We start from the raw sequence: 14,959 nt of genomic DNA, 5'->3' as shown, positions 1-14,959 counted from the left end.
TTTGGGCGGCCACCGACATTGCAAGCCTTTTTTGCGTATTTTTTCCTTATTTTCAGTGCGTTACGTGCTCGATTTTTGTCGTGTAGTGTGATTTACGCTAGGAGTCTTTCCGCTACTACGAGTTATATCGGCACCCTAATTGGTCGAATCGGGTAAGTGACGGGTTCTAACCGTCCCCCCACACCACCGGACATGCGGCTTCGTCTGAGCTTGGCACAGAAAGGAGGTCCCTTCTCTCCGTAGGGCGACTGGGCATTGCATGGGGCGGCTCCAAAAAAAAGGTCCGGCAGAGAACTGCCCGGACCTTTCTTTTTGCTACGTGCCGCCACAATTCTCAATCAATCCCCACCTCGAGACGGACGAAGAGCTTGTTTCCGGTAGCCAGGGTTGGCGGGAGCGTCACTAGGACACGGTCCACTCCCGGGCCATGAAAGTCCTCTTCCGTGACCACGGTGACCCCTTCGCTACCATCCTCGGCCACGACCCAGCTGTCGGGCTGTAGGGAGGGGCTGTAGGCCACCGCGATGGTCGTATCCGCGGCCTGATCCGCTTCATCACTACGGCGGAAAGCGAATTGGAAGCCATCCATGGCCAGCTCGCCTTGGGGAGCCCAGGCGGCATCGGTCGCATCGGTAGGATCTCCGCCCAGGACCCACTCCACCGCGCTCGGCAGGCCATCGCCATCGGGATCGAGCCCGGGAGAAGGGTCTACCAAAGCCGGAAAGCCACTGGCCCAGGCTGCGTAACCACCACCAGCGGAGGTGACTTGCAACACTCCACTACCACTGAAGTGAAGGTCGTCGATGATCTCCGCCTCTGAGCCACTGGCTCCATAGGTGCCAGGTTCCTGAGCCACGCCAGCGAGCACCAGTGTCGCTACAGTTTCAATTTCGGAGGCTTGCAGGGCCAGCACGCCGCCGTTGGCAATCGTTACCGAAGAACCATCGCTGATCAGATCGCCATTGCTCCCCGCAAGAGTGAGCCGGGCGGTGGCACCATCGATGATCACTTCTCCCTCCGCACCCGCGCCTGCCGAGTTGGCGAGAACCACTTCTCCTTCCAGAATTTGCCAGGAAATACCGCGGTTCGCCTCAGCTCCATCGGTGGTGAAAGTGCCCGCCCCGATCTTGGTCACCAAGGCAGAGCTGTCGCTAGCCAACCACGGAGTGGAAATGGCTCCGGTACCGCCGATAGAGCTCTCGCTCACTCCAGCAATGCCCGCCGTCAAGGAAGCCGGACCGCTGCCGGTATTCACCAGAGCTCCTCCTCCCCCGGAACCAGTCCCCGCCAAGGCAAGGATGGGCTCCGCGATGGTGAAACCATTCAGGTCCAGAGTGCCCGAATTATTAAAGTCGACCCCGATGGTGGTCCCCGCCGGCTGGGCCTCCCCGCTCGTCGAAAAGGTCACCTCGGTAGGATAGGAAGCGTTGGCTGTGAGGGTCTCCGAGATGGTGACTTCATAGTAGCCCTCGGTAGTTAGCTCCCCGATTGCCGTTACCGTTGCCCCTGGTGGAATCCCCGGGCCGCTCACCCCATTGCCAATCTCGACTCCGGCAACTTCATCGGCTCGCACCTCATTGCTTCCAGCGGTCCAGTCCGCCTCAGTCGTGATCTCGGCGACAACTTCGACCGCGCCGAGTGCCTGCTCATGAGCAAGCTTCACATACGCCCCAGCGATAATACTGGTATCCCCATTATAGGTATTGTTTCCGGAGACGGTGATCACTCCACCCGTAGCCCCTGCGGCCACGCCATCCCCTTGATAGCTGAGATGGCCGGAAGGCTGGGCAGGATTGCCCGCCCCCCCGGTGACATGACCCACGATGGGCCCGCTCAACAGGGTTTCTCCCGCACTGCTGAGAACCGGAATGGAGAGAACGCGGTTGGCGGCAGTAGTATCGTTTAGGTAAACCGCACCTGAAATCTCCGTTTTTCCAGTGTTGGAGATGCTAAGGATGCGGTTCTGCCCTGAACTCCCGGCAGAAATGATCGCCCCCGCACTCACCCCAGTATCACCCAGCTGACCCTGAAAATTCTGTGTGGTGCCACTAAGTTCCAAATCTTGTGAGCCGGAAATCTCGAGATTGCTATTTCCCACAATGAAAGTGTTGCCCACCGCATTTTCTCCCGTCAAAGCTTCCGTGGCCAGCAATTGGGTCGGAGAATTGATCTGCACCCCGCCCTCACCCAGAGCCTGCGAATGCCCCAGCTCGAGAACGGTATTGGCCGCATTGACCCGCATGACGGTGTGCACTCCGGATTCAGTGCTACTATTGAGACCGAAAATGCCGAGCAAGCGGCCCGGGCCTGTTCCGGGAGCTTGGAAGGACAGCGTGCCTCCCATTTGGTTGGGAAAAAGGCGGTGCTCTCCGAACGCAATCGGCTGCTCAAAGGAAATGCGCTGCCCTCCGGTGTTGAGCGTTTTGTCGGCGCTCCCCATGAAGGAGAGGGGCAAGTCAATGACTTGGTCACGACTACTGCCATTTTCGAGGATATGGGCATTGCCCAGAACGAGGGAATGACCCGTCAGAGTAAAGGAGGTCGCATCTGTGAAGTAAGACAACTGGCCAAAAACCGTCTCGACCGGGAAGTCATTGTTCGCGGTGGGGCGGGTGCTGCCAGCAAAGGTCAGCACTTCACTCTCGCCGGGAACGGGCACCACCTCTCCAACCCAGTTCTCCGCAGTGGTCCAGTTGTTATCGCTGCCACCGCCATTCCACGCCCCATCCGGCGCGGTGGGCAAGACCTCCAGCAAACCCGAACCTGCGAGGCCCGCCACCTCTTGTGCAGCGCCCGAGCCGATCGCACCGAAGGTGCCTGTGCCCTGTGAGACTCCATCGATGAGCAGCTCGGTCACCACTTCCGTTCCGGAATGGTTCAAGTTCAGGAGAGCCCCTCCAGCCGCCTCAATGCTGACCGTGGCACTATCGCTCAATTGGTTGTTGCTATTCACCACCAATTGACAACTACCTTGGAGCGAGAGACTTCCGCTGAAGGTGTTGGCGCTTCCACTCAGAATCAAAGTGCCTCCTTCTCCAACCAGATTGAGATTGGAGGGAAGTCCGCCCCCGCCAGGGTTGGCCAGGTTATCGTGGATATTCCCCGTTACTTCCACGGTGCCGCTATTCTGGAAGTTCAAGGTGAGCGTGCGGGTAGAATCGGCATCTGAGAGATAGATATCGCCCGCTACCGTAGTCGTTGCGGCATGATGGACGACAATGCTGCGATTGCCCCCTGCGGCCACAATGGCGGCCTCGGTCTCCCCCGCCGTATTGTGCGTCACGGCTCCATTGGCGAAGGTCACGTGCTCATTCTCAAAATGCAGCGAACCAGTGCCAATGACAAAACAGTTGGCAACTGTCACTCCCGTGCTCGAGCTCAAATAGGTGGCCCCATTCAGCTGAAGGTAGCCCGTGCCCAAAGCCGTGCCTTCGTTGACTTCCAGATAGGTCGTGTTGTTCGTGCGAAAAGTAGAAGGCCCGGTCGCCTGCCAGGCGCCGGCTACCGAGCCAACCCCTGTTCCAGGTCCATTGAGAATGATTTCCACATTCTGTTCATTGGGAAAGGCCCGGCCCGTCCCATAGTCAAGCGCTCCATTGAAGACAAAGGTTTCTAAATCAGAATCACTCGCGCCCGTATCAGAGTCGCGAAACTGATGACTGCCAGTGCCGAAGCTCACGTCCAGATCGATAGTCTGGACTTCAGCACTGTCATTGAGGAAATGGCCCCCGACTGTCAGCCCATCGCCCTGTAAGACGAATGCTTCTGCCCCGTCAGCAAAAGTGATGGACCCAACCGAGGCCAAATGATCGTTGTTGTTGGTTGTCAGTAAGTCACCTTCAAAAACAAGATCATCTCCCACGAGTAGAGGAAGGCTCCAGTTTTCAGCCGTGCTCCAATTGGCGTCACTTCCTTCTCCCGTCCAAACCGTTTGTGCCGAGAGAGAAGGAGACAGAAAGCCGAGAAACCCAGCCATCTGCAAACTAGAAAATAAAAGATATGGTTTTTTCAATTTCATGATTTTCCGAAATAAAGAGATTTGCCAGAAAGAGAACTTCCACCAGGACATCTCTTTCTTCCACTCACTGATGCGCAGAACAGCGAACGAAGAAATCAAAGGCGCTGGCTACTCCATTCGGGCTTAATAAGGGCCGACTAGCCCTGACGCCGCCGCTGGAGAAGAAATCCGCCTCCGCTTAACAAGAACAGAGCAAGGCTGGAGGGCTCGGGCACTTGGACAATTTGAAAACCGGAGAACTTGTTCCGATTGGCTCCGTTACTGGTATCGACAGCCCCGGCAAGGAGGTCAAAGCTCGCTCCAGACACCCCCCGAAAGACCACGTAATGTCCTTGCGCGATACTCTCATCCACCGTCACGGTATTAGGGTTGCTCAAATCCACGTCGGTATCAGTAGAGAGCACATAGCCAGTGCCATCGGGAGCCGGATTGCCAGAACCAGTGCCGCGCACGTAGTAGGTGGTCCCCCCAATGGTGAAACTTCCCGCCCGGTCTGAGCCATCGTCGTGCATATAGGCGTAGACATCGTATTGGGCATAGGGGACCCCGGAAACGGAAACCGTCGTGCTGGACTGAACATCGATCACACTTGTAAAAATGAGGCTATCATTGGAGAGGCCACTGGGATTCCCCCGCTGGGAGCGCCCCCCCACCCCTACCGTGGCGGTCAACCCGGGGACTGGCGTTCCCGCCTCATCAACAACAGGGCCGCCTTCTTCCAAATCAGTATTTGCGGCCCAGACATTCCAATTGTTCACGCGCACCCCCGGAGCCCCTCCGAGGGTGGAGGAGGTGACATTTCCGGTATCAAAATTGATGCTAATGATAGCAGCTGAAGCCGAAGCAGAGAGGATGATGACGGGCGAGAGACAACAGAGAAAGGCCTTGGGATACTTCATGGTTTTCAAGAGGGTGATTATTTTAACTTTCTGTCATTCAGACAAAAATGACCGAACACCAGTCTCGCAAGAATAGAAAGAAGCATCCTCGCTGTCTATGGGGCTTTTGTCCCATGGCACTTGATCACAATTTACGATAATCTCCCTTCCCCTGGTCCTAAACCACTCTCTGCATGCACCGCTTCTTTGCTCTCTTTTCTCTCGGTTCCCTTCTCTTGGTCAGCTCCGGGGAGGCCCGGGCCGGGTTGCGCGGAGGAGAAAAAGCGATCCTGAACGAAGACGAGATCCCGGAGTTGGAGGAAAAACGGGCGGCCCTGCGGGCGGAACTGGCTCAGCTCGCACACTTCACCCTACGCACGGGCGCAGTGGGCACCTCCGGCTACCGATCTTTCCCTCAGGACAGCCCCGATCCCCAGGGCGAATGGCTGCGCATCGACTTCTCTGAAGAAGTCACCATGGACGAAATCGTTCTCGTTCCCACCCTTTGGCGTCACGATGATGAAGCGGGTTACCTTGCCGACGGCTTTCCCCCTGCTTTCCGGTTGGTGGCGGGAGGGGGCAACCTTGACCAAGGCCAAGTGCTTGCGGAATTCACCGAACCCGGGAGCTATCTTCCCCGGGTCGCTCCTCTCATCGTCCCCCTGCCCGGAGTCCGCGCCACCTGGTTGCGCATTGAGCCCCTTCGGCTTTCGCGAAGACAGCGCGACCAAAAGTATATCTTCCAACTTTCCGAAGTCATGGTTTTTGAAGGGGAAAGAAATGTCGCCCTCCACCAGAAAGTCAGCTCCGCCACCGCCGTGCCGCTAAACAGTGGTATCTGGAAGCCGGATCGCATTGTGGACGGCAGCACTCCTTACCTCATGGACGCCGCCTTGGGAGGAGAGAAAAGTGATTACTACCAATATCTCTCGGAAAGGAACTTCCTCACCCTTGATCTGGGTGAGGAATATCCCGTGTCCTCGCTGCACCTCCACGCCGCCTATCAGAGCAAGAGTGCCCCTCCGGAATTCAACGTCAACCGTGGCATCCCCCGTCTCCTCCTGATTGAGGGGGCCCGCCAGCCCGACTTCTCGGATGCCTTCACGCTCCTGAGCCACGAATTCCGTGGCCTGACCGAATTCGCCCCCATCCTGATGTGGAATTTCCCGCCCACCAGCTGCCGCTACCTGCGAATCTCGGGGCCTCCACCCGCCGCCTCTCCTCCCCAATCTCCCGATTTCCCCGAAACCGACAAAATCGGCTTTGCGGAAATCGAAGTCATTGCAGAGGACGTGAATGTCGCTCTCGGTAAGGGCCCGGTAGGTGACTTCTCAGAGCAGCTCCTACAAGCCGGCTGGTCCAAGCTCACCGATGGCCACAACATCCATGGTCACACCCTCTCCATTCGCACTTGGATGAACCAGCTCGCCCGGCGGCACGAGGGCGAAACCGAGCTCGCCCGCCTCAATGCCCGCTTGGCTCCCCTTTACTAAAGGCAGCAAAGCACGCTTCGAGGGCTCCGCTATCTAAGTATCATGCTAGCTTGTCTCGTCGCAGTCACCATCTTAGTCGGTCGCCACCTCCGCCAGCGCACGGCCACCCGTTTGCGCGAGCGCTTTGCCGCCGATCTCCACGATCATTTGGGAGCCAGCCTCCACGCCATCGGAATCCTGAGCTCCCACACCCGCGAAGTCGCCCATTCTCCCGAAAAGCTGAATCAAGCACTGGATGAAATCGCTCGCATGACCCAGCGCGCCAGTGAAGCCACGCGAGACTTCTGCCACCAGCACACTGCCCGAAAAGCCCACGAGAATCTTTTGGCCGACCTGCGCAGAACGGCCGGCCGCATGATCGCCAATCTCGAGTCCAGCTTTACCGTTGAGGGGGAGGACTATCTCCAGCGTCTCAGTGCCCGCTCGCGCACCCATTTTTTTCTCTTCTTCAAGGAAAGTCTCATCAACATCAACCGCCACGCCGATGCCTCCTTCGTGCACATTTCCCTCTCGGCCACCCCGCGGGAGGTCCGGCTAGCTATCAGCGACGATGGCCGGGGGTTACACGCTGGCGAGGCGGCTCCAGTGCCACCCTCACTGGCCCGGCGGGCTCGCTATTTGGGCTCGAGAGTCCGCATGCAGACTTCGCCCTCGGGCGGCACCCTCATCGCCCTGGAGGTGAAGATTCATCGCGCCAATCTTTTTAATTTAATAAGAATAGAAGGATAATGACCCCGATTCGAACTCTCTTGATCGAAGACAGCCACGACTACCGCCACGTCATCCAATTTGCCTTCCAAGATGACCCGGGCATCACTTTCGCAGGCGTTTTTGGCACTGCCGAACAGGCCATCCGTAGTCTACAGAACGATTCCGGCTCACTCGTTCCCGACCTGATTCTGCTCGATCTGAGCCTCCCCGGGATGGCCGGGCTGGAAGCTCTTCCCCTGCTCGCGGCTCTCGCCCCCGAGGCCCGAATCCTCGTCCTCACTCAATCGGAACGCGCAGATGACGTTCTCACTGCCGTTCGATTGGGAGCTTCCGGCTACCTTCTTAAGTCCCTCTCCTTCCAAGACCTCCGCCAAGGCATCCACACCGTGATGGAAGGAGGAGCCTCGGTCGACCCTCATATGGCGCGCTTTCTCCTCGAGGCCTTTCGCCCCCAGAGCACCACCTCCGAGCAATCAACTCCCCTCTCGGAAAGAGAGCACGAGATCCTCGTTTTGATCAGCGAAGGCTTTTTGCGCAAAGAAATTGCCTGTCGCCTCGACATCAGCCCCAAAACGGTCGCCAATCACATCGCTCACATCTTTGAAAAGCTCAACGTGCCAAATTCGCCCGCCGCCATTCACAAAGCCCACCGTTTGGGACTTTTGGAAAAACCCCGCCGGTAAGCGAGGAGCCTCCTCCACTCCCCTCCTCCAGCGGTTAGAGCAAAGAGCTCACCCCTGGCTCTGCTTTTGCGAAAAGACCAAGGGCTCTTCTTCGTCCTCCTCCGCTTCCTCGTCCACTGTCTCCGGATCCTGATAGGAATAGGCCTCGTAGATTCCCTGACCAATGCGGTTCAAGCCCCGCTGCACCCCATCGAGGAAGTCGTGCAAGTCTCCCTTAATCACCCCGCTGTAGGCGAGAAGATCGAGTTCCGCGAGGAGTCGCCCACAGGCCCGTTCGGCCTCGTTACTATGAAGCCCGAGACGTGTTCCTGACAATTCGTGGAGAACCTCGCTGATTCGCCCAACGCAATGCCGGATGGAGCGGGGAAAGACATTACTGAGCACCAGGGTGCGCACCGCCCTTGGCCAATCGGGCTCGGTGCTGCCGAAGCCCCGCTGGTCCTGGGCCCCGCAACCGCGCATGATGGCGAGCCAGACGTAGGGCTCGAAGGCTTTCGAGACATCCCCGCCTCCGGAGGGCATGAACGTGCGCAGATCGAGCACTCGCGAGGTTTGGTCCGCCCGCTCCAGCTTCATGCCGAGCTTGAGGAAGCACCAGGCTTCGCTGCGCTCAAGAACTTCGTCGGCCAGTCCCCGGAAGTGGAGACAGGCTTGGCGCACCCGCATGCCCATCTCCACGGGATTGACCTTTTTGCGCCGCACGGACTTCTCGCGACACCAGAGGTAGACATCATTGAGGACCTCCCAGAACTCCGTGCCCAGCTGGTCCCGCACCATACGCGCGTTTTGCCGGGCCATGGTCAAGCTGGCGAGCACCGAACCCGGATTGTCCTTCCCCACCAGAAGGAAGTCAATGAGCTGATCGGCGTTCAAATCCGCCTCAGGTAAAAATTCTTCCAAGCGGTAGGTTCTCACGATGGGGAGGAAGAAGGCCTCCGCATGGCTCAGTTCTCCATGCCGGACATCCAGCGCCAATTGCTCGGATACCTCGACCAGACGGGCGAGGCCTTCCGCCCGCTCCAGATAACGTCCCATCCACGTGAGGGACTCCGCAACTCTCGATAGCATATTACAAAAACGTTTCTCGTTATAAATTAACAGAATGATTTGCTAGAAATTCAGACATTTCTTTCAGTAAAGAACCCAAGTATCCTTACTTCCTCCCCCTTGTGAGGAGTTGACCACAATGGACCCCTCTTTCAGGGCCACTCGCGTCAAGCCACCGGGAATCACGCGCGTTTCTTCTCCCCGCAAGATATAGGGTCGCAGATCAATGTGGCGGGGACCAATCTCCCCGTCACAGAAGGTGGGGTGGGTGGAAAGCGAGATCATGGGCTGGGCGATGTAGTTGCGCGGGTCGGCCTTGATGGCTTCCGCAAATTCGGCAATTTCCTTCTTAGTCGACTTAGGACCAACGAGCATCCCGTAACCCCCGGACTCGTTGGCGGCCTTCACCACGAACTGATCGAGGTTCTCCAGGATGTGGTTCAACTCCTTGGGCTCGTTCGCTAGGTAAGTCTCCACATTGGGGAGAATGGGCTCTTCATCCAGATAGTATTTAATCATATCTGGAACGTATTTATAAGTCACCTTATCATCAGCTACCCCGGTGCCTACCGCATTTGCCAGTGCGACGTTTCCAGCCCGATAGGCCCGCATCAGCCCTTTCACCCCGAGAAGGGAATCCTTGCGGAAGACTTCGGGATCGAGGAAGTCATCATCGATGCGACGATAGATCACATCCACCCGTTTGAGACCACGGGTCGTCTTCATGAAAACGTGATCGTCAATCACCACCAAATCCTGACCTTCAACGATTTCAATCCCCATGCGACTGGCCAAGAAGGAATGCTCGAAGTAAGCGCTATTGAACACTCCCGGCGTCAGCAGGACACAGACGGGGTCCCGTTCGGCGGAGGTCACCAGGCATTCCATGGTCTCGAGCAGCCAGTCGGGATAAGCATCGACCGCGCGCACCCCGGTTTGCGAGAAGAGAGAAGGATACACCTTTTTCATCGCTGCCCGGTTTTCGAGCAGATAACTGACCCCGGAAGGAGAGCGGCAGTTGTCCTCCAGCACGAGGTAGGAGCCATCGACATCGCGAATGAGGTCCGTTCCGCAGATGTGGACGTAGGTATCGTTGGGCACCTTGACCTCGCGGAATTCGGGGCGGTAGTGCTTGGCCGAGACCACCACTTCCTCGGGGACTACCTTGTCCTTGATGATCTTCTGGTCGAAGTAGACGTCTTTGAGAAAACAGTTCAGAGCTTCAATGCGTTGCACGAGACCGCGCTCCAACACTTTCCACTCTTCAGCCGGGATGACGCGGGGAATGGGGTCGAAGGGGAAAATGCGTTCCGTGCCCTCTTCGTCCCCATAAACGGTGAAGGTGACCCCTTGGCGGAGAAAGGCGAGGCTGAGGGTGCTCTGGATGGATTTGAACTCTTCGGCCGACAGGTTCTGCAAGCGCGCGAGGATTTGCTCATAACAGGCCCGGGGGACACCCTCGGCGGTGAAGGCCTCGTCGTAGGCAGCCTGTGGCTGATAATCTTTGAATAGCATTTTTCTCTGAGTTCTTTTACTTTTCGGCCGCAAGCCTCGCTTTTCTTCCAAAGTTTGGCTCCAATATTGCTTTCGACCTACTGCAAACCATTCTTAGCATAAATCAGGCCATGTCAATCCACTGCTCGCTTCATCACGTCACTTCCTACAAATACAAGAAGCCAGTCACCCTCGGGCCACAAGTGGTTCGACTCCGTCCCGCCGCCCATTCCCGCACCCCGATTCCGGCCTATTCGCTGAAGGTGACCCCGGAGAAGCACTTCATCAATTGGCAGCAAGACCCGCAGGGCAACTACCTGGCCCGGCTCGTTTTTCCCGAGCCCGTGACCGAGCTAAAGCTGGAAGTGGACCTCGTCGCCGACCTCTCGCCCATCAATCCCTTCGACTTTTTCCTCGAGGACTGCGCGGAGAGCTACCCCATCGGCTATCCCCGCGAACTCAAGGAGGACCTCAAGCCCTACCTCGCCACCGGCAAGAGCTCTCCCCTCTTCGATAAATTCATGAGCCAGCTCCCCATCGAAAAAGGGATGCTGACCAACGACTTCATGATCGCGGTGAACCAAGCCGTGAACCAGGCGGTGGACTACGGCATCCGCCTGGAACCAGGGGTGCAGACTCCAGAAGAGACCTTGCAAAAAAGGAAGGGCTCCTGCCGGGATTCGGCTTGGCTGCTGGTCCACGTCATGCGCCATCTCGGCGTTGCGGCCCGCTTTTGTTCCGGCTACATCATCCAGCTCACGGCGGACCAAAAGCCCATCGACGATGGCCCGAGCGGACCGGAGGAGGACTTCACCGACCTCCATGCCTGGACGGAAATCTACCTCCCGGGAGCGGGCTGGGTCGGGCTCGACCCGACCTCGGGCCTCCTCGCGGGCGAAGGGCAAATTCCCCTCTGCGGCTCGGCCGATTACATCAATGCCGCCCCTCTTTCCGGCTCCATCGTGACCACCGAGGAGGTGGAGTGCGCCTTCGACTTCGCGATGGAAATCAAGCGCATCAAGGAAACCCCGCGCACCACCCTGCCCTACACCGAGGAGCAGTCGGCCGCCATCGAGGCCCTCGGGCACGAGCTCGACAAACAGATTGAGCGGCAGGACATCCGCTTGACCATGGGGGGCGAGCCCACTTTTGTCTCGGCCACCGAGATGGAGGCCGCGGAGTGGAATACCGAGGCATTGGGCGAGACCAAGGAGCGCTATGCCGACCAATTGCTGCGCCGCCTTTACAAAAAATTCTCGCCCGGGGGCTTCCTTTTCCACGGACAGGGCAAGTGGTATCCCGGGGAACAACTTCCGCGCTGGGCCTACTCCTCCTACTGGCGGCGCGATGGCCAGGCCATCTGGACCGATCCCGGCCTCTTTGCCCGCCAGGAAGAAAACTACGGCCACACCATCAAGGATTCGGAGGCCTTCACCCATCTCCTGGCCAAAAATCTCGGCCTTCCTACCGACTACATCCGCCCCGGCTTCGAGGATCTCTACTATTATCTGTGGAAAGAGCGCCGCTTGCCCATGAACGTGACGGTCAAGGACCCGCGCTTGAAGGATGAACTGGCCCGGCGGAAAATTGCGGAAGTCTTCGACAAAGGGCTGGGCTCGGAGGTCGGCCACCTCCTGCCCATTGCCCGGGGCCTCTACCCCGAGGAATGGCTCACTGGCCCCTGGTTCCTTGGCACAGAGGAAATGTTCCTCTCCCCCGGCAATCACCCCATGGGCTACCGCCTCCCCATCGACGGACTCCCCTGGGCGAAAATCACCGACCAACCCTACCTGGAGCCCTACGACCCCGCCATCCCGCGCTCACCCTTTCCCGAAGAACGCCTCGTTCCCCCCGCCCTCCGTGGCGCGGGCAGCCCCCTCATGCAAAATCCCTTTGACGAGCGGGAGAGTCCCGAAGAGCGCGAGGAAAGGCTCGCCGGAGAAGCAGAGGAGCGCAAACGTCGCCGCGACGAGCTCATCCGCGAGCTGCAGGAACGCCAGCGCAATGCCGTCCTCACTCCCCCGGAGATGAACCAATCGGCCAAAGGACAACTGCGCACCGGCCTGGTCGTCGAACCCCGCGAAGGCCGCCTGAATATCTTCTTCCCCCCGCTCACCGATGCCGGCTCTTATCTGGAGCTGGTGGCTGCGGTGGAGGAAACCGCCAAAGAGCTGGGCACTCCGGTGCGACTGGAAGGCTACAAGCCCCCCTCCGACCCCCGGCTCAATTCCTTCTCGGTCACCCCCGACCCCGGCGTCATCGAGGTCAATATCCATCCCTCGCAAAGCTGGCAGGAGATCGTGGACAAGACCAAGATCCTCTACGAAGAGGCCCGTTTCTGCGGACTGGGCACCGAAAAATATCTCCAGGACGGGCGCCACTCCGGCACCGGCGGGGGCAATCACATCGTCATCGGGGGCGAGAAACCTCTCGACTCCCCCTTCCTGCGCCGACCCGACCTCCTGCGCTCGCTGATCACTTACTTCAACAACCATCCCTCCCTCTCCTACCTCTTCTCGGGCATGTTTGTCGGCCCCACCTCCCAGGCCCCCCGCCTGGATGAGGCCCGCCCCGAGCAACTCTACGAGCTGGAGACCGCCTTCGGAGCCCTGCCCGAGACCAACACCGTGCTGACCAACAGCCAATGGCTGGTCGACCGGGTCTTGCGCAACCATCTGGTCGACATGACCGGCAACACCCACCGCGCCGAGCTCTGCATCGACAAGCTCTTCTCCCCGGATTCCCCCACCGGGCGATTGGGCTTGGTGGAGATGCGCGGCTTCGAGATGCCCCCCCACCCGGATATGTCGCTGGCCCAGCAACTCCTCGTGCGCGGGCTTCTCTCGCGCTTCTGGGACCAGCCCTACACCGCCAAGCTGGAGCGCTGGAACACCCGGCTCCACGACCGCTGGATGCTCCCCCACTTCCTGGAAGACGACCTCAACGACGTGGTGGAGGACCTGCAAGGACACGGCCTCGCCTTCGACCCGGCCTGGTTCAAGCCCCACCTCGAATTCCGCATGCCCTTCATTGGCGAGCTCGACCATCGCAACATCCACCTCGAGGTGCGCACCGCCATCGAGCCTTGGAACGTGCTGGGCGAGGAGACCGCCTCCTTTGGCACCGCCCGCTATGTCGACTCCTCGGTGGAACGCGTGCAGGTCAAGCTCAGCAACCTCACCGAGAAGCGCCATCTCCTGACTGCCAATGGCATCCCGGTGCCCCTGCACCCCACCGGACGGGCGGGCGAATACGTGGCCGGAGTGCGCTTCCGGGCTTGGAAACCCTTCTCCGCCCTCCACCCCACCAAGCCCATCAATTCCCCCCTCACCTTCGACCTCGTCGACACTTGGAACCAGCGCTCCCTGGCGGCCTGCCAATACCACGTCGTTCACCCCGGGGGACGGGCTTACGACGACTTCCCGCTCAATGCCTTTGTGGCAGAGAGCCGACGCCGTTCGCGCTTTTTTGAAATGGGCAAAACCCCCGGCACCATCGATCCGCCCCAGCCCGACATCAATCCTGACTTCCCCCTCACCCTGGACCTCCAGCGCTACTTCTAACCGGCGCCCCCATGTCTTCCCCTCCTTCCATCGACTATCAGCCGCTCCTGGACTCCATCGTGCGGGAAACGGCTGGGCTGGAGCACGGGGGCCGGGTGGCGGACTACATCCCGGAGCTGGCCAAAGTAGCACCCGACCACTTCGGAATGGCTCTCCATACCCTGGATGGAGGGGAATGCCAGAGCGGCGAGGGAGACGAGCCCTTTTCCATCCAGAGCATCTCCAAGGTCTTTCTCCTCATGCGGGCCATCCAGCCCCTGGGGCGCCGCCTCCGCGAACGGGTCGGCGTCGAGCCCTCGGGCGATCCCTTCAACTCGCTCGTGCAGTTGGAGTATGAAAAAGGCTATCCCCGCAACCCCTTCATCAATGCCGGAGCGATCGTGGTTTGTGATGTTCTGCTCGATTTACTGGCGCAGCCTGCCGACGACTTTTTGGCCTTTGTGCGGGAAATCAGCGGAAATCCAGCCTTGCACTACGATGAGGAAGTAGCTTGGTCAGAACAGCGGACCGGCCACCACAACCGTGCGATCGCTCATCTCATCAAGGGCTACGGTCACCTCCGCCACGAGGTAGAAGACGTCCTCGCCTTCTACTTCCAGGCCTGCTCCCTGGCGATGAGCTGCCGCGACCTTGCCCGGGCCTGCGGCGTGCTCGCCAATGGAGGCCAGTCTCTGGTCGATGGCACCCCCATTCTGACCCCTCGCCGGGCCAAGCGCATCAATGCCACCATGATGACCTGCGGGCTCTACGACGAAGCTGGGGAATTCGCCTTCCGGGTGGGCCTCCCTGCCAAAAGCGGGGTGGGAGGCGGCATTGTAGCCGTCCATCCCGGCCACTTCTCGGTCGCCGTCTGGAGCCCGCCCCTCAACACGCGGGGCAATTCCCACCGTGGCTTCCGCGCCCTTGAGCTCCTTTCCGACGCCACGGGCTCCATTTTCTAGCCAGACTCCCCGCCCTGGCCGAAAATCGGGTCTTTCTTGGCCTGAAAGCAAGGAAACCGCCTTCACGCACAATCCTCTCCTCGACCCGGAGAGACTTCTTGTCTACTCTTTCCCTACATCCCTCCCCCAAT

Annotated in this window: 9 protein-coding genes; 5 read left to right on the top strand and 4 right to left on the bottom strand. The window is 59.1% G+C overall.

Going from position 1 to position 14,959, the window contains the following annotated elements; all coding sequences use genetic code 11:
* Positions 1-334: 334 nt before the first annotated feature.
* Together JIN78_RS10910 and JIN78_RS10905 are read right to left on the bottom strand one after the other, a co-directional pair.
* Entirely contained in the window at positions 335-3,976 is a 3,642-nt protein-coding gene (locus JIN78_RS10910; RefSeq protein WP_200392005.1) for a beta strand repeat-containing protein, read from the bottom strand.
* 179 nt (positions 3,977-4,155) lie between these two features.
* Positions 4,156-4,917, bottom strand: a complete 762-nt coding sequence (locus tag JIN78_RS10905; protein ID WP_200392004.1) for a PEP-CTERM sorting domain-containing protein — start codon at positions 4,915-4,917, stop codon at positions 4,156-4,158.
* A gap of 173 nt (positions 4,918-5,090) precedes the next feature.
* On the opposite strand from JIN78_RS10905, the gene JIN78_RS10900 reads away from it, so the two are divergent.
* The 3 genes from JIN78_RS10900 to JIN78_RS10890 are packed head-to-tail and all read left to right on the top strand — an operon-like array spanning position 5,091 to position 7,783.
* Positions 5,091-6,389 carry a hypothetical protein gene (locus JIN78_RS10900; RefSeq protein ID WP_200392003.1) on the top strand — a complete coding sequence of 433 codons (1,299 nt, stop codon included), beginning with the start codon at positions 5,091-5,093 and terminating at the stop codon, positions 6,387-6,389.
* A gap of 42 nt (positions 6,390-6,431) precedes the next feature.
* On the top strand, positions 6,432-7,118 hold the full coding sequence (locus tag JIN78_RS10895) for a sensor histidine kinase (RefSeq protein ID WP_200392002.1): 687 nt from the start codon (positions 6,432-6,434) through the stop codon (positions 7,116-7,118).
* Positions 7,118-7,783 carry a response regulator gene (locus JIN78_RS10890; protein WP_200392001.1) on the top strand — a complete coding sequence of 222 codons (666 nt, stop codon included), beginning with the start codon at positions 7,118-7,120 and terminating at the stop codon, positions 7,781-7,783. Before JIN78_RS10895 ends, JIN78_RS10890 begins: the two co-directional genes overlap by 1 nt.
* A 48-nt stretch (positions 7,784-7,831) precedes the next feature.
* Here the strand turns inward: JIN78_RS10890 and JIN78_RS10885 are convergent, their stop codons facing one another.
* Positions 7,832-8,851 (bottom strand): alpha-E domain-containing protein, encoded by a 1,020-nt coding sequence (locus JIN78_RS10885; protein ID WP_200392000.1) that lies wholly within the window; start codon positions 8,849-8,851, stop codon positions 7,832-7,834.
* 63 nt (positions 8,852-8,914) lie between these two features.
* Entirely contained in the window at positions 8,915-10,345 is a 1,431-nt protein-coding gene (locus tag JIN78_RS10880; RefSeq protein ID WP_200391999.1) for a circularly permuted type 2 ATP-grasp protein, read from the bottom strand.
* Positions 10,346-10,455: 110 nt separating this feature from the next.
* On the opposite strand from JIN78_RS10880, the gene JIN78_RS10875 reads away from it, so the two are divergent.
* Together JIN78_RS10875 and JIN78_RS10870 are read left to right on the top strand one after the other, a co-directional pair.
* A complete protein-coding gene (locus JIN78_RS10875; RefSeq protein ID WP_200391998.1) occupies positions 10,456-13,887 on the top strand; it encodes a transglutaminase family protein in 3,432 nt (1,143 codons plus the stop codon).
* A gap of 11 nt (positions 13,888-13,898) precedes the next feature.
* The gene (locus tag JIN78_RS10870) at positions 13,899-14,828 is read left to right on the top strand and encodes a glutaminase (RefSeq protein WP_200391997.1); all 930 of its coding nucleotides are present in this window, start codon (positions 13,899-13,901) and stop codon (positions 14,826-14,828) included.
* The last annotated feature ends 131 nt before the right edge of the window (positions 14,829-14,959 follow it).

It is taken from the genome of Roseibacillus ishigakijimensis, assembly GCF_016595415.1.
In the GTDB taxonomy this organism is placed as follows: domain Bacteria; phylum Verrucomicrobiota; class Verrucomicrobiia; order Verrucomicrobiales; family Akkermansiaceae; genus Roseibacillus; species Roseibacillus ishigakijimensis.
The sequence above is the reverse complement of the archived record's forward strand: the minus strand, read 5'-3'. Positions and strand labels throughout refer to the sequence as shown.

Coding starts and splice junctions, on each gene's coding strand:
- JIN78_RS10910 (WP_200392005.1), bottom strand. CDS start 3,976: ATGGCTGGGTTTCTCGGCTTTCTGTCTCCTTCTCTCTCGGCACAAACG.
- JIN78_RS10905 (WP_200392004.1), bottom strand. CDS start 4,917: ATGAAGTATCCCAAGGCCTTTCTCTGTTGTCTCTCGCCCGTCATCATC.
- JIN78_RS10900 (WP_200392003.1), top strand. CDS start 5,091: ATGCACCGCTTCTTTGCTCTCTTTTCTCTCGGTTCCCTTCTCTTGGTC.
- JIN78_RS10895 (WP_200392002.1), top strand. CDS start 6,432: ATGCTAGCTTGTCTCGTCGCAGTCACCATCTTAGTCGGTCGCCACCTC.
- JIN78_RS10890 (WP_200392001.1), top strand. CDS start 7,118: ATGACCCCGATTCGAACTCTCTTGATCGAAGACAGCCACGACTACCGC.
- JIN78_RS10885 (WP_200392000.1), bottom strand. CDS start 8,851: ATGCTATCGAGAGTTGCGGAGTCCCTCACGTGGATGGGACGTTATCTG.
- JIN78_RS10880 (WP_200391999.1), bottom strand. CDS start 10,345: ATGCTATTCAAAGATTATCAGCCACAGGCTGCCTACGACGAGGCCTTC.
- JIN78_RS10875 (WP_200391998.1), top strand. CDS start 10,456: ATGTCAATCCACTGCTCGCTTCATCACGTCACTTCCTACAAATACAAG.
- JIN78_RS10870 (WP_200391997.1), top strand. CDS start 13,899: ATGTCTTCCCCTCCTTCCATCGACTATCAGCCGCTCCTGGACTCCATC.